Here is a 19,210-nt window from a genome sequence, read left to right as displayed (position 1 = left end):
CTGCAACCCACTAGACTGCGAACCTGTCACTCCCGTTGGTTAAGGATCGCAATGACTCCCCGTTCAGCCCTGGGCGCCCTGCATATCGGCGCATTGATGTTTGGCCTCACCGGCGTATTCGGCAAACTGGCGGCGGCCTCGCCGTCGATTATCGTGTTCGGGCGCGCCGTGTTTGCGGTGATTGCCCTGGCGGTATTCGCGCGGTTTGCCAGCAACACCTCCTGGAAAAAACTCGAACTGCGCGACTGGCGCCGCCTGCTGGTCAGCGGCGTGCTGCTGGCCGCGCACTGGGTGACCTTCTTCATCGCGGTCAAAGTCGCCGGCGTGGCCGTGGCGACCTTGGGCTTTACTGCGTTCCCGGCGTTTACCGTGATCCTCGAAGGGCTGATCTTCCGCGAACGCATCCGCGCCAACGAAGTGGTGCTGGTGGCGCTGGTCAGCGTCGGCCTGGTGCTGGTCACCCCGGACTTCAACCTCGCCAGCGAAGCCACCGGCGGCCTGCTCTGGGGGATCGCCTCGGGGCTGCTGTTCTCGTTGCTGTCGCTGAACAACCGCGCCAGTTCCGGGCGGATTCCGGCAGTGCAGGCCGCACTGTGTCAGAACGTGGTGGTTGCGGCGTGCCTGCTGCCGGTGGCCGCGCCGGGGCTGGCAGAGGTTCGCGCCCTGGACTGGTTATGGATCGGGCTGCTCGGCGTATTCTGCACAGGCCTTGCCCACAGCCTGTTTGTTGCCAGCCTCGCGGTAATCAAGGCGCGCACCGCCTCGGTGGTGTTTGCCATGGAGCCGGTCTACGGCATCACCGTCGCGTGGCTGCTGTTTGCCGAAACCCCCACATTGCGCATGCTGCTGGGCGGCGCGCTGATCATCGTCGCCATCGTGCTTTCCGGGTTGATGGGCGGCGCCAGCCAGGCTAAACAGCCCGCTCCTGCGGCGTGATCTATACTTTGTGCATCCGCAACAGTCTGTCGTCGTTCAACGGATAAATACCCCTCGACGACAGCCAGAATCCTTGAAGTTGCTGCAGGCGAGTGGTCACCCATTAACGCTATGCAGGGGCTTTACCATGGAAATGCTCATCAGCTTGCTGGTTCAGATCATCAGCGGCACCGTCGGCGGTAACGTCGCCGGCATGACCAAATACAGCCTGGGCACCGGGCTCAACACCCTGATCGGCGGGGTGGGCGGGCTGGTTCTGGGCCAAATCGTCTCCGCACTGACGGGCACCGCCGGCGTCGAAGCCCTGGATGTCGCCGTGGTCGGCAGCAACATTGTCGGCGGCGGGGTCGGCGGGTTGCTGCTCACGCTGATCGTCGGCTTCATCAAGCATAAAATGGCCACCCGGTAACGCTGCTCTGCGCGGTCAATGCCCTTGCGTGGCAGTGACCTTCACGGCGTACGGTCGTTGTGCCCTAGGTCGCGTTGCGGGTCGATCCGGTCCCGCACGCGCTGCTTGAGTACTTTGGCTTCGGGAAAACCGCCATCTGCCTTGCGTTCCCAGATCTGTACGCCATCGCAGGTGATGCGAAACGCGCCGCCGGTAGCGGGCTCCAGCGAGACTTTGGCCAGGTCATCGGCAAACGTACTCAGCAACTCCTGCGCCAGCCACGCGGCGCGCAGCAGCCATTGGCACTGGGTGCAATAGGTGATGACGATCTCGGGTTTGATCAGCGACATAATTTGAGAGGTTCCTGGCGTAACGGGCTCGGAGGATCGAGCGGCTATAATACCGGCCTTTATCGCCCAGCCTCGAGATTCATCATGCGTCGCCTGCTGCTGCTCCTGCTTGTACTCCCCCTCCTCGCCCACGCCATCGAAAGCCCACGCCCGAAAATCGGCCTGGTGCTGTCCGGTGGTGCCGCCCGTGGCTTGGCCCATATCGGCGTGCTCAAGGCGCTCGAGGAACAGGGCATCCAGATCGACGCGATCGCCGGCACCAGCATGGGCGCGGTGATCGGCGGGCTGTATGCCTCGGGATACAAGATCGACGAGCTGGAAAAGCTGGCGCTCAATATCGACTGGCAACAGGCCCTCTCCGATGCGCCGCCGCGCGAAGACGTGCCATTTCGACGCAAGCAGGATGACCGCGACTTCCTGGTCAAGCAGAAACTCAGCTTCCGCGATGATGGCAGCCTCGGGCTGCCACTGGGCGTGATCCAGGGCCAGAACCTGGCGCTGCTGCTGGAAAGCATGTTCGCCCACAGCAGCAACACGCGTAATTTCGACAAGCTGCCCATCCCGTTTCGCGCCGTGGCCACCGATATCACCACCGGCGAAAAAGTGGTGTTTCGCAAAGGCCACCTGCCGCAGGTGATCCGCGCCAGCATGTCGATCCCGGCGGTGTTCGCCCCGGTGGAGCTGGACGGTCGGTTATTGGTGGACGGCGGCATGACCGACAACATCCCATTGGACGTTGCGCGGGAGATGGGCGTGGATATCGCGATCGTGGTCGACATCGGCACCCCGTTGCGTTCGCGCAAGCAACTGGCCACGGTGGTCGACGTACTCAACCAGTCCATCACACTGATGACCCGCCGCAACTCCGAGGAACAACTCAAGGCCCTGCGGCCCAAGGATGTGCTGATCCAGCCGTCCCTGGCCGCCTATGGCGTGACCGACTTCGGCCGCGCCGAGGAGATGATCGACGCCGGCTACCGCGCCACCCGCGCCCTGGATACCCGCCTGGCCCACCTGCGCCCTGCCCAGCCGATCGACCCGCAGCTGGTGGCCGCGCGCACACCGGGTGAACGCACCCCGGTGATCACCGGCATCGACGTGGAAAACGACTCCAAAGTCAGCGACGACGTGATCCGCTACTACATTCGCCAGCCCTTGGGCGAACCGCTCAACCTGGGTCGCCTGCAAACGGACATGGGCACCCTGTACGGCCTGGATTACTTCGAGCAAGTGCAGTACCGCGTGATCAAGAAAGGCCAGGACAACACCCTGGTGATCAGCGCGCGCGGCAAGCGCAGCGGCACTGACTACCTGCGCCTGGGGCTGAGCCTGTCGGACGACATGCGCGGCGACAGCGCCTTCAACCTGGGCGCCAGCTACCGCATGAACGGCATCAACCGCCTCGGTGCCGAATGGCTGACGCGCGTGCAGATCGGTGATCGCCAGGAGCTGTACAGCGAGTTCTACCAGCCGATGGACACCGGCTCGCGCTACTTCGTCGCGCCGTACCTGAGTGCACAGGCACAGAATGTGGAGCTGATTCTCGACAACGACCCGATCTCCGAATACCGCCTGGAACGCTACGGTTTCGGCCTGAACGTGGGGCGCCAGATCGGCAACAGCGGCGAGATCCGTTTCGGCGTCGGCGAAGCCTGGGGCAAGGCAGACGTGCGCATCGGCGACCGAAGCTTGCCCAGCGTGAGCTTCAGCGAAGGCTTCTATGAACTCAAGTACTCCTTCGACTCGCTGGACAACGTGTACTTCCCCCACTCCGGTGAGGACATCGGCCTGGCCTATCGCGAATTCGAACCGGGGCTGGGCTCGGACCAGCGCTACCGTCAATGGGAGTTCAAGCTGGACAAAGCCATGAGCCACGGTCCGGACACCCTGGTGCTGGGCGGTCGCTATGGACGCACCCTGGATGATTCGGACGTGGTGATTTCCAGCTTCCTGCTGGGCGGCGCGCGGCAGCTGTCGGGCTTTCGCCAGGATGCAATCTCGGGGCAGAACATCAGCTTGATGCGCGCGGTGTACTACCGCCGGCTGACGCCTCGCTCGTACCTGCCACTGGACTTCCCGTTGTACCTGGGCGCCTCGCTGGAACGCGGTCGAGCGTGGAACAACGACAATGAATTCGACAGCGGCTATATCAACGCGGCGAGTATTTTCCTGGGCTTCGATACACCGTTGGGGCCACTGAACTTCAGCTATGGGTTCAACGATGATAATCAGAAGGCGGTGTATCTGAACCTCGGCCAGACCTTCTAATGTGGGAGGGGCCTTGCTCCCGATGACGGTGTATCAGTGAAGAAAATTTCAACTGACATACCGCCATCGGGGGCAAGCCCCCTCCCACACTTTTGATTGTCGGTGCACCTGAGGTCAGGACTTTTCCAGGTTCGCCAGGATGTGCCCGTGCACGCGCATGCACACGCGCAGGTCTGCTTCATCCACGCCCACAAACAGCTCATGGCGAAGCGCGGTGGCGATGGTTTCAATCTGCTCGATCAACGGGCGAGCGGTGTCACACAGCAGGATACGTTTGGCGCGACGATCTTCGACCACGGCCTGGCGTTGCACCAAACCCTGGCCTTCCAGGCTGTCGAGCAACCGCGCGAGCGTCGGGCCTTCGACTCCGACGCTCTGCGCCAGCTCCCGTTGGGTCGGCGGCTCTTCAAAACGCGCCAGGTGCAGCAGCACCAGCCAGCGCGCTTGGGACAGGCCCAGCCCCGCCAAACGGCGGTCCAGCTCGGCGCGCCAACCTCGGGACATTTGCGCCAGCTGCATGCCAAAACGGTGTTGATCGGTTAACGGCATAAAAAACTCATGGTTTAGACTGAAAATAAAGTGTGGCTAATTATTAGTCAGCTAAGCATGCGCCCTGCCAGTAGGCAAGAGTTGCTATGTACTGATTCGTTACATTGTCGTAATTGGCACACTAAATTTCGAATTCAGACTGCAAAGCGGCCCGCACGCAGTACAAAACGCCCTCAGGAACCCGCCCGGTAAACAGCGGTGCAATCTCCGAAACCGGTGGCAATTCGCCTTCTCCGTCGAGGAATGCGTCCTGGATTTCACCCAGCAGGTCTTCCGGCAAATCAAGCGCCTGCTCCAACGACAGCTGCTGCTTGCCGATGGATTCGGCCAACAGCGTGTACACGTTCTTTTCCGAGCATTGCAGCTGGCCAGCGATCTGGACCGGGGTCATACCGGCACGTGCCAGGCTGATCAGTTCGTGGCGAATATCGGCGACCTCCTTGGGCGCTTCGGCCTGACCGCCGAGCACTTCGAGGAACGCCTGGCCATAACGCTCCAGCTTGCGCGCGCCCACACCGCTGACCCGCGCCATCTCTGCCATGCTGGTGGGCTGCTCGCGCAGCATCTCCAACAGGGTAGAGTCGGGGAAGATGACGTAGGGCGGCACGCTGTGCTCCTGCGCCAGTTTGCGCCGCAGGGTGCGCAAGGCTTCCCACTGCTCGCGCTCTTCGCCACGCACCAGTTGGCTGGCCGGGCTGGTACTGCTGCTTTTGGCGGTGGTCTGCGGCTTGAGGTCGCGGCGCAGTTCCAGGCTCACCTCGCCCTTGAGCAATGGCCGGCAACTGTCGTTCAGGCGCAGGCCGCCGTAGCCTTCAATGTCGATGTCGACGAGGTTGCGCGCGACCATCTGCCGGAACAGCGAACGCCACTCGCCCTCGGCGCGGGCCTTGCCGACGCCGTAGACCGAGAGTTTTTCGTGGCCAAAGCTGCGCACCTTTTCGTTGTCCTTGCCCAGCAGCACGTCCACCAAGTGCCCCACGCCGTAGCGCTGGCCGGTTCGGTAAATGGTCGACAACGCCTGGCGCGCCGGCTCGGTGGCGTCCCAGGTCTGCACGCCATCGGTACAGTTGTCGCAGTGGCCGCACGGTTCGGGCATGTCTTCGTCGAAATACGCCAGCAGCGTCTGACGGCGGCAGCGGGTTTCTTCGCACAGCGAAAGCATCGCGTCGAGTTTGTGCTGCTCCAGACGCTTGTGGCGCTCATCACCCTCGGAATTTTGCAGCATCTGCTTGAGCATCACCACGTCTTGCAGGCCGTAGACCATCCAGGCATCCGCCGGCAGGCCGTCACGACCGGCACGGCCGGTTTCCTGGTAATACGCTTCGAGGGACTTGGGCAAATCCATGTGGGCCACGAAACGCACGTTGGACTTGTCGATGCCCATGCCGAACGCAATGGTCGCCACCATGATCAGGCCTTCCTCGTTGAGGAAGCGCTTCTGGTGGGCAGAGCGCGTTTCGTTGGGCAGGCCAGCGTGGTAAGGCAGCGCCGGGTAGCCCTGCTCACAGAGGAACGCGGCGACTTCATCAACCTTTTTACGCGACAGGCAATACACGATGCCCGCATCGCTGCGCCGTTCGGACAGGAACGCCAACAACTGCTTGCGCGGCTGCTCCTTGGGCACGATGCGGTAGAAAATATTCGGCCGGTCGAAGCTCGACAGGAAGCGCTCGGCGTTCTGCAAGTGCAGGCGCTCGACGATTTCTTCGCGGGTGCGTTTGTCGGCGGTGGCGGTCAGGGCGATACGCGGCACGTCAGGGAACAGTTCGGCCAGTTGCCCCAATTGCAGGTATTCGCGACGGAAATCGTGACCCCATTGCGAAACGCAGTGCGCCTCGTCAATGGCGAACAGGGCAATTTCCAGGCTCTGCAGGAAGGCCAGCATGCGCGGCTGCACCAGGCGCTCCGGGGCCAGGTAGAGCATTTTCACTTCGCCACGCTTGATCCGTGCGGCGAGGTCGCGCTGTTGCTCGGCGCTGAGGGTGGAGTTCAAGGACGCGGCAGCCACGCCGAGTTCTTCAAGGGTGGCGACCTGGTCATCCATCAAGGCAATCAGCGGCGACACCACCACGGCCAGGCCATTGCGCAGCAGGGCAGGCACCTGGAAGCACAATGACTTGCCACCACCGGTAGGCATCAATACCAGGGCGTCACCGCCACTGGCCACGCGCTCAATGATCGCACCCTGGCGGCCACGAAAACTGTCGTAGCCGAAGATGTCCTTGAGGACGCGTTGAGCCTGCTCGAGCATGTAAAACTCCAAAATAGTGCCGAAATCCTCTGTACAGGCTGGCCGAAAAACGCCGATCTCACGGGAAATAATCCGTAAGCGAAGTTTTCGCGGGCTGTCGCTTGGCCTGCAAGGGCATCACAAAACGCGGCAGTATACCCGAGCGATCCCCGGCAAAGGGCGCCACTGACGAACAGCGACCGCTATCTAAAACCTGGCAAATATGCAGTGTGGCTGGCCTGGGCGCTCAAGAAAGCCTAGAATTCAGCATCGTTTATTCCCAAGGTAGTCCTTCAATGTCCTTCGCTGAGCAACTAACCCGCCTGCAAGCCTTCCTCGACGCCGATGAGCTGCATGACGAGGCGCTGGACTATGTGGCCGCCCACGGCTACCTGACCGCCCTGTCGATCTGCGCCGAGGTCGTACCCGACCGTGAATGGATCGACGCGCTGTTTGCCGAAGAGCCTCACTACGCCGACGCCGCCCAACGCGAAGAAATCGAATCCACCCTGTTGGCCCTCAAGGCTCACATCGGTCGCCAGCTGGCTTCCGACGAAGAGTTCGAGCTGCCGTGCGACCTGGACCTCGGCGAAGAGCCGGATGACTCCGACCTGCGCGGCTGGTGCATCGGCTTCATGGAAGGCGTGTTCCTGCGTGAAGCCGCCTGGTTCGAAACCGCCGAGGAAGAAGTCAGCGAAATGCTGCTGCCGATCATGGTCGGCTCGGGCCTGTTCGACGACCAGCCGGAATTCGCCGACATCGCCGCCGACGCCAACCTGATGGACGACATGATCGTACAGATCCCGGAAGCCCTGACCGCCCTGTACCTGTTGTGCAACGCCCCTGACGAAAAACCGGCGATCCTCAAGCCACGTCACCACTGAGTCCTTTGCCCGTGACACCCATGGGCAATCGTTCGCTGCTCCTGCGCTACGCGCTGCTGGCCATCGGCTGGCTCAGCGTAGCGTTGGGGGTCATCGGCATCTTCCTGCCGGTGTTGCCGACCACCCCCTTTCTATTGCTCGCCGCCGCCTGCTTCGCGCGAAGCTCGCCACGCTTCTACCACTGGTTGGTGGAACACCCGCGCCTGGGCCCCTGGGTCCGCGACTACCTGGACGGCAATGGCATCCCACTCAAGGGCAAGGTCTACGCAGTTGGCCTGATGTGGCTGAGCATCGGCTTTTCCTGCTACCTGGTGCCGTTGCCATGGGCACGCGGGTTCATGCTGACCAGCGCCGTGCTGGTGACAATTTACATCCTGCGTCAAAAAACCCTGCCCCCGCGCTGAATGCGCCCTGCGACATTAGATCCCACACTACCTTGGTCGACACTGACTAACCCCAGGCATCATGCGAGACTGTCCCGCCGGGCCTGGAATGCCCGGGTGTTCTTATGCTCGGAGTTACCATGACGTTGTCCAGCGGGCTGATCGCCGCCGTTGCCCTGGCCTATATGGCCATTATGTTTGCCATCGCCTTCTACGGTGATCGTCGTCGTGCGCCATTACCGCCGCGGGTGCGCGCGTGGGTGTATAGCCTGTCGCTGGCCGTGTACTGCACCAGTTGGACATTCTTCGGCGCCGTAGGCCAGGCCGCCGAACAGTTGTGGGCGTTTTTACCGATCTACCTAGGCCCCGTGCTGCTGCTGGTGCTGGCGCCGTGGGTCCTGCAAAAGATGATTCTGATCAGCAAGCAGGAAAACATCACCTCCATCGCTGACTTCATCGCCGCACGCTACGGTAAATCCCAGTCCCTGGCCGTCGTGGTCGCACTGATCTGCCTGGTCGGCGTGCTGCCCTATATCGCCCTGCAACTCAAAGGCATCGTGCTGGGCGTGAACCTGTTGATCGGTGCCGGCGCCGACACCACGGGCACCCGCGCGCAGGACACTGCGCTGATCGTGTCGCTGGTGCTGGCGTTGTTCACCATTGTGTTCGGTACGCGCAACCTCGACGCCACAGAGCACCATCGCGGCATGGTGCTGGCGATTGCCTTTGAGTCGTTGGTCAAGCTGTTCGCCTTTCTGGCGGTGGGCGCATTCGTGACCTTCGGCCTGTATGACGGTTTCGGCGACCTGTTCAGCCAGGCGATGCTCGCGCCCCGCCTGGAGGAATTCTGGAAAGAAACCGTGAACTGGCCGTCGATGGTGGTGCAGACCGGTGTGGCGATGATGGCGATCATCTGCCTGCCCCGACAATTTCACGTCACCGTGGTGGAAAATATCGACCCGCAGGACCTGCGCCTGGCCAAATGGGTGTTCCCGGCCTACCTGGTACTCGCCGCCCTGTTTGTAGTACCGATCGCCTTGGGCGGCAAAATGCTCTTGCCCGGCTCGGTGCTGCCAGACTCCTACGTAATCAGCCTGCCCCTGGCCGAAGCCCACCCGGCCCTGGCCGTGCTGGCGTTTATCGGCGGTGCGTCGGCGGCCACCGGCATGGTGATCGTGGCGAGCATCGCCTTGTCGACCATGGTTTCCAACGACATGTTGCTGCCCTGGCTGCTGCGTCGCTCCAGTGCCGAGCGGCCGTTCGAAGTGTTCCGCCACTGGATGCTGTCGGTGCGCCGGGTCAGCATCGTGATCATTCTGTTGCTGGCGTACGTCAGTTACCGCTTGCTCGGCTCCAGCGCGAGCCTGGCGACCATCGGCCAGATCGCCTTCGCCGCCGTGACCCAACTGGCGCCGGCCATGCTCGGCGCGCTGTATTGGAAACAGGCGAACCGGCGCGGTGTGTTTGCCGGTTTGGCAGCCGGTACTTTCCTGTGGTTCTACACCTTGGTCCTACCGGTGACGGCGAAAAGCCTGGGGTGGTCCCTCAGCCTTTTCCCCGGGCTGACGTGGATGCATTCGCACCCGCTGGGTTTGTCCGTCACTTCATTGACCCTGGGCACCGTGGTCTCCCTGGCGGGTAACTTCACGCTGTTTGTGTGGGTGTCGATGCTCTCGCGCACGCGCGTGTCGGAACACTGGCAAGCCGGGCGTTTTATTGGCCAGGAAATCAGCCAGCGCGCCAGCGCCCGCTCGATGCTGTCGGTGCAGATCAGCGACTTGCTGAGCCTGGCCGCGCGGTTTGTGGGCGATGAACGTGCCCAGCAAAGTTTTATCCGCTTCGCCTATCGCCAGGGCAAGGGCTTCAACCCCAACCAGAACGCCGATAACGACTGGATCGCTCATACCGAACGACTGCTGGCCGGTGTGCTCGGCGCGTCTTCCACCCGGGCCGTGGTGAAAGCCGCCATCGAAGGGCGGGAAATGCAGCTGGAGGACGTCGTACGGATTGCCGACGAAGCGTCGGAGGTGCTGCAGTTCAACCGCGCATTGCTGCAAGGCGCCATCGAGAACATCACCCAGGGCATCAGCGTGGTCGACCAATCCCTCAAGCTGGTGGCCTGGAACCGACGCTACCTGGAGCTGTTCAACTACCCCGATGGGCTGATCAGCGTGGGCCGGCCGATTGCCGACATTATTCGCTACAACGCCGAACGCGGCCTGTGCGGCCCGGGCGAAGCCGAGGTGCATGTGGCGCGCCGCCTGCATTGGATGCGCCAGGGCCGCGCGCACACGTCCGAACGTTTGTTTCCGAACGGGCGGGTGATCGAGCTGATCGGCAACCCGATGCCCGGCGGCGGCTTCGTCATGAGTTTCACCGACATTACCGCGTTCCGCGAGGCCGAGCAGGCCCTCACCGAGGCCAACGAAGGCCTGGAACAACGGGTGACCGAGCGTACCCATGAACTGTCGCAACTCAACGTGGCGCTCACCGACGCCAAGGGCGTGGCCGAGTCCGCCAGCCAGTCGAAAACCCGTTTCCTGGCCGCGGTCAGCCACGACTTGATGCAGCCCTTGAACGCCGCACGCCTCTTCTCCGCCGCCCTCTCGCACCAACATGACGGCCTGTCCAGCGAGGCGCGCCAACTGGTGCAGCACTTGGACAGCTCGCTGCGTTCGGCCGAAGACCTGATCAGCGACTTGCTGGATATCTCGCGCCTGGAAAACGGCAAGATCAACCCGCAGCGCCAACCGTTTGTGCTCAACGAGCTGTTCGACACCCTGGGTGCCGAGTTCAAGGCGCTGGCGCAGGAACAAGGGTTGCGCTTTCGCCTGCGTGGCAGTCGCTTGCGGGTAGACAGTGACATCAAGTTGCTGCGGCGGATTTTGCAGAATTTTCTGACTAATGCCTTCCGTTATGCCGACGGCCCGGTGCTGCTTGGTGTGCGCAGGCGCAAGGGCGAGCTGTGCCTGGAGGTGTGGGACCGAGGCCCCGGCATCCCGCAGGATAAACAGAAGGTGATCTTCGAAGAGTTCAAGCGCCTGGACAGCCACCAAACCCGTGCCGAAAAAGGCCTCGGGCTCGGCCTGGCGATTGCCGATGGCCTGTGCCGCGTGCTGGGCCACCGCTTGAGCGTGCGCTCCTGGCCGGGCAAAGGCAGCGTGTTCAGCGTGCGTGTGCCGTTGGCACGCAACCAGGCGAGCCCGCAGCTCAAAGTGGCCCAGGAAAGCGGCCTGGCTTTGAGTGGCGCCCAGGTGCTGTGCGTGGATAACGAAGAGAGCATCCTGATTGGCATGCGCAGCTTGCTGACGCGCTGGGGCTGCGAGGTGTGGACTGCCACCGACCAGGCGCAATGCGCGGCGCTGCTGGCCGAGGGTGTGCGCCCGCAACTGGTGCTGGTGGACTACCACCTGGACCACGGCGAAACCGGTACTGAATTGATGGGCTGGTTACGCGCGCAATTGGCCGAGCCGATTCCCGGCGTGGTCATCAGCGCCGACGGCCGCCCGGAGATGGTGGCCGAGGTGCATGCGGCGGGGCTCGATTACCTGGCCAAGCCGGTGAAGCCGGCGGCGTTGCGGGCGTTGTTGAGTCGGCATCTGCCGCTATGACAAGGATGTACACCGTATAAATGTGGGAGGGGGCTTGCTCCCGATGGCGGTGGGTCAGTTACAGATTAGGGGACTGAACCACTGCTATCGGGGCAAGTCGAATCGTCGCACCGCCCCTCCCACATTGGTTTTGCGTTTACTCAGGGACGTGCGCTACACCATCTGAATCCGTCATTGCCCGCTCCAGCAGATCCGCCGGCAGGCTTTTACTCGCCCGGGCGCCGAGCAACTTTAATTGCTCGGTACGGCTGACCAGATTTCCGCGTCCATCTGTCAGTTTATTTCGCGCCGCGCTGTAAGCCTTATCCAACTGCTGCAAACGGTTGCCCACTTCATCCAGGTCCTGGATGAACAACACGAATTTGTCGTACAGCCAACCGGCGCGCTCGGCGATTTCACGGGCGTTCTGGCTTTGGCGCTCTTGCTTCCACAGGCTGTCGATCACGCGCAAGGTGGCCAACAACGTGGTGGGGCTGACGATGACGATATGGCGGTCAAAGGCTTCCTGGAACAGGTTGGGCTCGGCCTGCAATGCGGCGGAAAACGCGGCCTCGATCGGCACGAAGAGCAACACGAAATCCAGGCTGTGCAGGCCCTCGAGACGTTTGTAATCCTTACCCGCCAAGCCTTTGACGTGGTTGCGCAGCGACAGCACATGCTGCTTCAGGGCCGCCTGGCCGATCACTTCGTCATCTGCTGCGACGTATTGTTGATACGCGGTCAGGCTGACTTTGGAGTCCACCACCACTTGTTTGTCGCCGGGCAACATGATCAACACATCCGGCTGGAAGCGCTCGCCGTCCGGGCCTTTGAGGCTGACCTGGGTCTGATACTCGCGACCCTTCTCCAGGCCTGCGTGTTCAAGCACACGCTCAAGGATCAACTCACCCCAGTTGCCCTGGGTTTTCTGCCCCTTGAGGGCACGGGTCAGGTTGGTGGCTTCGTCTGACAGACGCAGGTTCAGTTGCTGCAGGCGCTCAAGCTCCTTGGCCAGCGAAAAACGCTCGCGCGCCTCATTCTGATAGCTTTCTTCCACGCGCTTTTCGAAGGATTGGATACGCTCCTTCAACGGGTCGAGCAACTGGCCCAGACGCTCCTGGCTGGTTTCGGCGAACCGCTGCTCGCGCTCGTCAAAGATCTTGCCGGCCAACTCGGCAAACTGTGCACGCAGCTCATCCCGTGAGCCTTGCAGGTCGGTGAGGCGCTGTTGATGGCTGTCCTGTTGCTCACGCAGCTCGGCGCGCAAAGCGGCCGACAGCGCGTCCAGACGGCGCAGTTCGGTTTCCTTGGCGCTGCGGTCGAGGTTCCACGCGTGGGCGGCGTCGCGGGCGTTGTCGCGGTCGATCTGCAGCAACTCGACTTCGCGGCGCACCGCGGCCAGGTCGGCTTGCTTGGCGGCATTGGCCTGGCTCAGGTCGCTGATTTCATCGCGACTGGCATCCAGTTGGGCGGCGAGGCCCTCTTGGGCTAATTGCGCGGTGGCCAGGCGCTCTTCGAGCAGTTCCCAGCCGGTCGTGCGCGCCGTCAGCCGCCGCTGGAGTTGCCAGCACAGCGCCAATAAAGGCACTGCAGCGCCCGCAAGCCCCAAGGCAATACTGGTCCAGTCAAAAACCATAGCCATTTCTGCCATTACCGAAAAAGAGCAAGGTTAACCAAGCACAGGGCGGGAAGACAGCTCAGTCTTCGACCTGGCCCAGTTCGCGTTGGGCGCGACGGTCACCGGCACGGGCCGCCAGGCGCAGCAGGTCGTGGCCGATACGGCGGTCACGGGCATTGCCGCACTCACGGCACATCAGCTGGCCCAGACGGCTTTGTGCGGCGACTACGCCTTCACGTGCAGGCTGCTTGAGCAACCGCCCGGCGAAGTGTTTGACGTTGGTGTTGTGGCCAAGGCGCGGGCTGTCGAGCAACCACAGAGCGACTTTCAAAGAGAAGCGCTTGGGTACGGTAACAGTCTGAGGGATGTCGGTAACAGAAGGTGATACTGAGCGAAACTTCATAAAGCACTGCGGGACAGAACGGAAGGCGCGCCACTCTACTCTTTTTTTCCTACACGTAAAGCTGAAAAAACCTTGCACGCCCGTTCTAGAGCAAGCGCTCGGGACAATCCACAGAAGCTGTGGATAACTCAGTGGACAACCCCCCTTTAACGCTCGCAAAGGCCCATGGAATGGGGGCCGCAGTCAAACTGACGATTTTTTCACCAATAAAAAAAAGCCAGATTTTTCATTGACTTAAATTTCCATTGCAGGCAAATGGCGGCGCGGCCATGCCGCTGACAATCGGGTTACATCTATCGCAACTAATGTGCACAAGTAACCTTCGGCGGATTTATTCATGGCTTTTTCTGATGCGTCACGCCGCAAAAATGTTACCGCCAGGGCTGGCCAGGGACTTTTCAAATCTTTGCAGGCTCGCCACACTCCCGACCTACATCGCGACGGTGAGTGGGGTCGATGAAAGGAATTCTGTTATTCGCCGTGTTGTTACTGGCTGTCTGCGCCATTTCCCTGGGGATCAGCGCGGTACTGCCGTCGCCGGACGGGGCCTTGTTTGCCATCGCCATCCTGCTGTCGGCAGCGTTCACCGCCGTGAGTTTGTGCATCGAACTGGGCGAAGGTCGTATCAATGACATGGCCGACGTGATGAAAGCGGTCGAAACCGGGCAGTCCCTGCGCCTGACCCTCGCGGCATATGCGCTGGGTTGTTCGCTGGCAGCGGCCACCACGGTGCTGGTCTATCGCGGCCTGCTGGGCGGGTGATTGAAGTTTTTTGACTAGCACACTTCCTTTCACCGTTTCAATCCGTTACTATCCGCGGCGTTAGTACCAAGCTGAAAGTCAATTCTGGTCGAACAACTCCCCTGAACAACACGGGATCGACCACCTCGATGGTTTCCAGGTATCACTTGCGACGACACGGCCTTTGAACAAGCAAAGGGTGTCGCGAAGTCTCAATACTCTGACCGAACCAGCCTGCAAATTGATCAGGATCTTCACCCCGGGCCCAGAACCTTTGCCCCTGTTGTGTTGCCTGCCCTCCTAAGTACCTACCTGCCAGCCCAAGCGCGCCTAACTTATTAGCGCTTCAAACTGGCTGCTTTGTTCCAGTCGGGTTCTTCGTTCGATCAATGGTGATCAACGTCACTGGAACGTTTTAACGTTGCACGGTTCTTAACCGTGTCATTTGTAGGAACACCAATAATATGTCGACTATCCATACTCAGGATGCCATTCGCACCCTCACCAACGCTTTTGCTCCAATGAACTGCCTGATCATGGCCGCTCGCAAAGGCTGCTTCAGCTTCACCCTGGTCAACGAACACGGCATCGCTCGTCACAGCGAACGCCTGTACCCCGATCAATACTCCAGCGCAGAACCGCTGCAGGCCGTGATCGAGCGTACCCGTCAGGCACTGGTTGCCTGATCGACCCGCGTCGCTGAAACACAACAAACCCTGTTTAAAACACAGGGTTTTTTATTGCCCGGAATTTATCATTTGAGCGTTTGCACTAAGTTCAAATGGATATAACCGTTATAACTCAATGGCGAAGATGTTTTAAAAACAGTCCTTTACATCACAAATATGACACTACACTTCAACTCAAGCGGCATGATCCGCTTCCGGCGAGCCTGAGATCCGATCCACTGCTGCCAAGCCCCCCTTCTCAGTGCTCGCCGTCCACTTTCACGGATTGAGGCATGTATGGGTATCGCCGCCAGCGAATTGTGTCGTTATGTGATCCGGCCGACATTGATGTACCTGGGCCGACACAACCCGACAGCCGAGTCCCTGCTGCTGGGGATTGCCGCCAGCCAGTCAGAATTGGGCTCGGCCTTGCACGACCGACGCGGGCATGGCCTGTACAGCATCACCGAACCGCGTCACCGCGCTTTATGGGATAACTACCTGGCGCGCGACCCCGAGCGCGCGAGCCTGGTGCGCGGGCTGGCCAGCCAGCATGCGTTTCTCAGCGCCCCCCAGCTTGAACTGACCGTAAATCTGCGTTACGCCACCGCCATCGCCTGGCTGCTGGTGGAACAACACAGCCCTGCCCTCCCCCCGCCAGGTGATGTTTTGGCCATGGCGCGTATCTGGAAAGAAATTTTTCACCCTCAAGGACGGCTGCGCGATTTCACTCAAGCCTGGCAAACCTGTGTTTCACCCATGAATCACGTGGTTTGCTGACCGGGCAATTTGCAAGATTCGCCAAAAAACTCGAATTTTGGTCGGATTGTCCTACAAAACCGCTCTATCTCCTGCGTTACAGCCTATAGCGCGATCTTAAATTTGTTGATACTTTCCGCAGCGGTGATCACCACGGAGTTCTAATAATGAAAAAAGTAATGCTCAAGACCACACTTAGCCTCGCCGTTGCCATGGCCTCTTCCAGCATCTTCGCAAGCGGCTTTGCCCTTAACGAACAAGATGTCGCCGGAATGGGTACCGGTTTCGCAGGACGCTCTTCTTCTGCCGATAACGCAAGCACTGTTTATGGTAACCCTGCCGGTATGGCTCGCCTTGAAGGCCAGCAGATTACGGGTGGTGTTGCAGTCATCGACGCCTCCACAGACATCAAAGATGCAGGCGGCCGCTCTTCCGGCAGTAACAAGGGTGACATGGTTCCGTTCACCGGCGTTCCATTCGGTTTCTATACCAACAAACTCAACGAACAGTGGGCGATCGGCTTCGGTGTGTATGCTCCGTTTGGCCTGAAGACCGACTATGAAAGTGGCTTCCAGGGCCGTGCCTTTGGCAGCAAGAGCGAAGTGTCGGTTATCACCTTCCAACCGACCGTCAGCTACGCCTTCAATGACAAAGTTTCGATCGGTTTTGGTCCGACCATCAACCGTATCGCCGGCACTCTGGAATCGCAGCCAAGCCTGGCATCCGTTCCACTTCCGGGCCTCGCCGGCACCGGTGACAGCAAGATCAAAGTAAAGGGCGATGACACGGCCCTTGGTTTCAACGCCGGTATTCTCGTACAAGCCACCGACACTACACGCGTGGGCCTGACTTACCATTCGAAGGTGAAGTACAAGCTCAAAGGCCACACAGAAGTGACTCCAGGTGAAGGCGTACCGGCAGGCTACCTGGCAGGTGCCCGCTACGACGCCTCGCTGAAAGTCGATACCCCTGAATCCTGGGATGCCTCGGTCACTCAAGATTTGAGTGATGACTGGAAGTTGTATGGCGGCGCGACCTGGACCCGCTGGAGCCGTTTGAAAGACATTACGGTCAACAACGAAGGCGTAACAGTGGCTAATGGCGGTGCACTCGCACCTCGAATCGTCAGCCAGATTTCAGAACCGCAGAACTGGCACGACACTTGGGCCTACGCTGTGGGCACCTCGTACCAGTTGACCAAACAAGTCGTACTGCGTACCGGCCTGACCTTCGACCAATCCCCAACCAACAACAAGGATCGTTCGCCACGTATTCCTACCGGCGACAGGACCATTTTCAGCTTGGGCCTGGGTTACGCCGTAATGGATAACATGACCATCGACGTGGCTTACTCCTACCTCAAGGAAGAGCCGGTCAAGATCAACAAGAGCAACGAACTGGGCTCATCCTACAGCTCCAAGTACAAAAACAGCGCCAACGGTTTCGGCCTGGGCCTGACGTACAAGTTCTGATCTAACGCCGCATAAAAAAGCCCCGCTCTCCTGCACAGGAGGCGGGGCTTTTTAGTGGCTGGCGATCAGGGCTTGGACGCGATCGCCTGCTCCACCGCTTCAATCAGCTCCGGGCTGTCCGGCTTGGTCAGGCTGGAGAAGTTGGCAATCACCTTGCCCTGCCGATCCACCACGTACTTGTAGAAATTCCACTTGGGCGGCGTATCGGTCTGCTCCGCCAGCACCTTGAACAGGTGCACCGCATCCGGCCCCTTGACCTTCTGCGGGTCGGTCATGGTGAAGGTCACGCCGTAATTCACGTAGCAGACCTTGGCGGTTTCCTCACCAGTCTTGGCTTCCTGCTTGAAGTCATCGGATGGTACGCCGATCACCTCCAGCCCTTCGCCCTTGTAGCGCTGGTACAAGGCTTCGAGACCTTTGAACTGCGGCGCGAACCCGCAAAAGCTCGCGGTATTGACGATGACCAGTGGTTTGCCGGCAAAGCGCTGACACAGGTCGATGGACTCCTTGGCGCGCAGCTTGGGCAGTTGGCCCTCGAGCAAAGGTGGGCAATCGGCTGCCATTGCCACACCGCCAAAAGCGGCCATCAGCACAGGAACTGCAAGCCAGCGCATCTGCATGTCGAAACGTCCTTTAAAGAGTTCAGAGAGCGAACTTAACAGATCGACATGCCCAGTTGCATCAACGCCAGGCCACCGTGCTGCCAGCCCCACCAGGCCAGCAGCACCAAAACCAACGCCGCAGCTGCGAATAACCCGCGTACCGCTATGCTCATGCTGCCTCCATTTGCGCCTGCAAACGCGCCACCGGTCGCTCACGCACCGGCCAATTCAGCGCGGCGGCGAGCAGGCTCAAGAGAATCGCCACTTGCCAGATCAAATCGTAGTTACCGGTTCGATCATAGACCACCCCGCCCAACCAGCCGCCGAGGAACGAACCCAGTTGGTGGAACAAAAATACGATGCCACCAAGCATCGACAGATTTCGCACACCAAACAGCGTAGCGACCGTGCCGTTGGTCAACGGTACGGTGGACAGCCACAGGAAACCCATGGCCATACCGAACAGGTAGGCCGTGACCTCAGTCACCGGCGCCCACAGGAACAGCACGATCACCACCGCCCGCGCCAGGTACAGCCCGGTCAGCAGGCGTGGCTTGGACATACGCCCGCCCAGCCAGCCGGCGGTGTAGGTCCCGAATATATTGAACAGCCCGATCAGCGCCAACACCGTGGTGCCAACGGTAGCGGGCAGATGCTGGTCCACCAGGTAGGCCGGCAGATGCACACCGATAAACACCACTTGGAAACCGCAGACGAAAAAGCCAAAGGCCAGCAACCAGAACCCGGAGTGGGAGCAGGCTTCCTTCAAGGCTTCACCCAGGGTTTGCTGGCCGGCCAGCACCGGCAGCGGCTTGTCCTTGAGCATGGCGACCAGCGGCAAGATCAGCGCGACCATCAGGCCCAATGCAAGCAAGGCGGCCGACCAGCCCAGCCAACTGATCAGGCCCAAGGTGCCCGGCACCATGGCGAATTGGCCGAACGAACCGGCGGCGCTGGCAATGCCCATCGCCATGCTGCGTTTTTCCGGCGCCACGGCACGCCCGACCACACCGAGGATCACCGAGAACGAGGTGCCGGACAGGCCGATACCAATCAACAAGCCTGCACTGAGCGACAACGACCACGCGGTATCCGACAGGCCCATCAACGCCAGGCCGACGGCGTACAGCACGCCCCCGACAAACACCGCCTTGGTGGCGCCGAAACGGTCGGCCAAGGCCCCGGTAAACGGCTGCGCCAGGCCCCAGATCAGGTTCTGCAAGGCGATGGCGAAGGCAAATGTTTCACGGCCCCAGCCGAACTCGTTGCTCATCGGCGCCAGAAACAGGCCGAAACCATGCCGCACACCCAACGACAACGCCAGGATCAGCGCACTCCCCACAAGGATCCAACCACTGGTGCGCCACAT

Annotated in this window: 17 protein-coding genes; 10 read left to right on the top strand and 7 right to left on the bottom strand. The window is 60.8% G+C overall.

The features are described 5' to 3' along the window. Positions 1–51: 51 nt before the first annotated feature. The gene (locus tag GIW02_RS09115) at positions 52–936 is read left to right on the top strand and encodes a DMT family transporter (protein ID WP_236412164.1); all 885 of its coding nucleotides are present in this window, start codon (positions 52–54) and stop codon (positions 934–936) included. 127 nt (positions 937–1,063) lie between these two features. Continuing rightward, positions 1,064–1,345 (top strand): hypothetical protein, encoded by a 282-nt coding sequence (locus GIW02_RS09110; RefSeq protein WP_236412162.1) that lies wholly within the window; start codon positions 1,064–1,066, stop codon positions 1,343–1,345. A 41-nt stretch (positions 1,346–1,386) separates the two neighbouring features. On the opposite strand, the gene GIW02_RS09105 is transcribed toward GIW02_RS09110, so the two are convergent. Beyond that, positions 1,387–1,674 (bottom strand): SelT/SelW/SelH family protein, encoded by a 288-nt coding sequence (locus tag GIW02_RS09105; protein ID WP_236412160.1) that lies wholly within the window; start codon positions 1,672–1,674, stop codon positions 1,387–1,389. Between the two features lie 84 nt (positions 1,675–1,758). Here GIW02_RS09105 and GIW02_RS09100 point away from each other — a divergent pair, with 84 nt between their 5' ends. Continuing rightward, entirely contained in the window at positions 1,759–3,942 is a 2,184-nt protein-coding gene (locus tag GIW02_RS09100) for a patatin-like phospholipase family protein (protein WP_236412158.1), read from the top strand. A gap of 114 nt (positions 3,943–4,056) precedes the next feature. On the opposite strand, the gene GIW02_RS09095 is transcribed toward GIW02_RS09100, so the two are convergent. Then, a complete protein-coding gene (locus GIW02_RS09095) occupies positions 4,057–4,491 on the bottom strand; it encodes a MarR family transcriptional regulator (protein WP_236412156.1) in 435 nt (144 codons plus the stop codon). Positions 4,492–4,612: 121 nt separating this feature from the next. Further along, positions 4,613–6,742 (bottom strand): DNA helicase RecQ, encoded by a 2,130-nt coding sequence (gene recQ / locus GIW02_RS09090; protein WP_236412155.1) that lies wholly within the window; start codon positions 6,740–6,742, stop codon positions 4,613–4,615. Between the two features lie 275 nt (positions 6,743–7,017). Here recQ and GIW02_RS09085 point away from each other — a divergent pair, with 275 nt between their 5' ends. From GIW02_RS09085 to GIW02_RS09075, 3 genes are all read left to right on the top strand, one after another. Beyond that, positions 7,018–7,605, top strand: coding sequence for a YecA family protein (locus tag GIW02_RS09085; protein WP_236412152.1), 588 nt, complete (start codon positions 7,018–7,020; stop codon positions 7,603–7,605). 20 nt (positions 7,606–7,625) lie between these two features. Continuing rightward, positions 7,626–8,009, top strand: coding sequence for a YbaN family protein (locus GIW02_RS09080; RefSeq protein WP_236412150.1), 384 nt, complete (start codon positions 7,626–7,628; stop codon positions 8,007–8,009). Positions 8,010–8,128: 119 nt separating this feature from the next. Then, a complete protein-coding gene (locus GIW02_RS09075) occupies positions 8,129–11,599 on the top strand; it encodes a PAS domain-containing hybrid sensor histidine kinase/response regulator (RefSeq protein WP_236412145.1) in 3,471 nt (1,156 codons plus the stop codon). Positions 11,600–11,735: 136 nt separating this feature from the next. On the opposite strand, the gene rmuC is transcribed toward GIW02_RS09075, so the two are convergent. Both rmuC and GIW02_RS09065 read right to left on the bottom strand, forming a co-directional pair. Continuing rightward, positions 11,736–13,100: a DNA recombination protein RmuC gene (rmuC, locus tag GIW02_RS09070; protein WP_236412178.1), complete on the bottom strand. Its 1,365-nt coding sequence runs from the start codon at positions 13,098–13,100 to the stop codon at positions 11,736–11,738. 175 nt (positions 13,101–13,275) lie between these two features. After that, on the bottom strand, positions 13,276–13,599 hold the full coding sequence (locus tag GIW02_RS09065) for an SEL1-like repeat protein (protein WP_236412144.1): 324 nt from the start codon (positions 13,597–13,599) through the stop codon (positions 13,276–13,278). Positions 13,600–14,055: 456 nt separating this feature from the next. Between GIW02_RS09065 and GIW02_RS09060 the strand changes: the two genes are divergently transcribed. The 4 genes from GIW02_RS09060 to GIW02_RS09045 all read left to right on the top strand — a co-directional run bounded on the left by GIW02_RS09060 (position 14,056) and on the right by GIW02_RS09045 (position 17,239). Then, the gene (locus GIW02_RS09060; protein WP_236412143.1) at positions 14,056–14,361 is read left to right on the top strand and encodes a hypothetical protein; all 306 of its coding nucleotides are present in this window, start codon (positions 14,056–14,058) and stop codon (positions 14,359–14,361) included. 443 nt (positions 14,362–14,804) lie between these two features. Then, on the top strand, positions 14,805–15,026 hold the full coding sequence (locus GIW02_RS09055) for a hypothetical protein (protein WP_024076751.1): 222 nt from the start codon (positions 14,805–14,807) through the stop codon (positions 15,024–15,026). Between the two features lie 279 nt (positions 15,027–15,305). After that, positions 15,306–15,788, top strand: a complete 483-nt coding sequence (locus tag GIW02_RS09050) for a hypothetical protein (protein WP_236412142.1) — start codon at positions 15,306–15,308, stop codon at positions 15,786–15,788. Between the two features lie 146 nt (positions 15,789–15,934). Beyond that, on the top strand, positions 15,935–17,239 hold the full coding sequence (locus GIW02_RS09045; RefSeq protein ID WP_236412141.1) for an outer membrane protein transport protein: 1,305 nt from the start codon (positions 15,935–15,937) through the stop codon (positions 17,237–17,239). 65 nt (positions 17,240–17,304) lie between these two features. Here the strand turns inward: GIW02_RS09045 and GIW02_RS09040 are convergent, their stop codons facing one another. Together GIW02_RS09040 and GIW02_RS09035 are read right to left on the bottom strand one after the other, a co-directional pair. Then, positions 17,305–17,859 (bottom strand): redoxin domain-containing protein, encoded by a 555-nt coding sequence (locus tag GIW02_RS09040; RefSeq protein WP_236412139.1) that lies wholly within the window; start codon positions 17,857–17,859, stop codon positions 17,305–17,307. Between the two features lie 151 nt (positions 17,860–18,010). Further along, positions 18,011–19,210, bottom strand: coding sequence for an MFS transporter (locus tag GIW02_RS09035; RefSeq protein ID WP_236412177.1), 1,200 nt, complete (start codon positions 19,208–19,210; stop codon positions 18,011–18,013).

Origin of the sequence: Pseudomonas syringae (assembly GCF_021606685.1) — a bacterium.
Classification (GTDB): Bacteria; Pseudomonadota; Gammaproteobacteria; order Pseudomonadales; family Pseudomonadaceae; genus Aquipseudomonas; species Aquipseudomonas syringae_R.
The sequence above is the reverse complement of the archived record's forward strand: the minus strand, read 5'-3'. Positions and strand labels throughout refer to the sequence as shown.

Bases quoted from the DNA above. Each gene is read 5' to 3' on its own strand.
- GIW02_RS09045 (WP_236412141.1), top strand. From the start codon at position 15,935: ATGAAAAAAGTAATGCTCAAGACCACACTTAGCCTCGCCGTTGCCATG.
- GIW02_RS09065 (WP_236412144.1), bottom strand. From the start codon at position 13,599: ATGAAGTTTCGCTCAGTATCACCTTCTGTTACCGACATCCCTCAGACT.
- GIW02_RS09115 (WP_236412164.1), top strand. From the start codon at position 52: ATGACTCCCCGTTCAGCCCTGGGCGCCCTGCATATCGGCGCATTGATG.
- GIW02_RS09040 (WP_236412139.1), bottom strand. From the start codon at position 17,859: ATGCAGATGCGCTGGCTTGCAGTTCCTGTGCTGATGGCCGCTTTTGGC.
- GIW02_RS09080 (WP_236412150.1), top strand. From the start codon at position 7,626: ATGGGCAATCGTTCGCTGCTCCTGCGCTACGCGCTGCTGGCCATCGGC.
- GIW02_RS09035 (WP_236412177.1), bottom strand. From the start codon at position 19,210: ATGTGGCGCACCAGTGGTTGGATCCTTGTGGGGAGTGCGCTGATCCTG.
- GIW02_RS09075 (WP_236412145.1), top strand. From the start codon at position 8,129: ATGACGTTGTCCAGCGGGCTGATCGCCGCCGTTGCCCTGGCCTATATG.
- GIW02_RS09105 (WP_236412160.1), bottom strand. From the start codon at position 1,674: ATGTCGCTGATCAAACCCGAGATCGTCATCACCTATTGCACCCAGTGC.
- GIW02_RS09085 (WP_236412152.1), top strand. From the start codon at position 7,018: ATGTCCTTCGCTGAGCAACTAACCCGCCTGCAAGCCTTCCTCGACGCC.
- GIW02_RS09050 (WP_236412142.1), top strand. From the start codon at position 15,306: ATGGGTATCGCCGCCAGCGAATTGTGTCGTTATGTGATCCGGCCGACA.
- GIW02_RS09060 (WP_236412143.1), top strand. From the start codon at position 14,056: ATGAAAGGAATTCTGTTATTCGCCGTGTTGTTACTGGCTGTCTGCGCC.
- recQ (WP_236412155.1), bottom strand. From the start codon at position 6,742: ATGCTCGAGCAGGCTCAACGCGTCCTCAAGGACATCTTCGGCTACGAC.
- GIW02_RS09100 (WP_236412158.1), top strand. From the start codon at position 1,759: ATGCGTCGCCTGCTGCTGCTCCTGCTTGTACTCCCCCTCCTCGCCCAC.
- GIW02_RS09095 (WP_236412156.1), bottom strand. From the start codon at position 4,491: ATGCCGTTAACCGATCAACACCGTTTTGGCATGCAGCTGGCGCAAATG.
- GIW02_RS09110 (WP_236412162.1), top strand. From the start codon at position 1,064: ATGGAAATGCTCATCAGCTTGCTGGTTCAGATCATCAGCGGCACCGTC.
- GIW02_RS09055 (WP_024076751.1), top strand. From the start codon at position 14,805: ATGTCGACTATCCATACTCAGGATGCCATTCGCACCCTCACCAACGCT.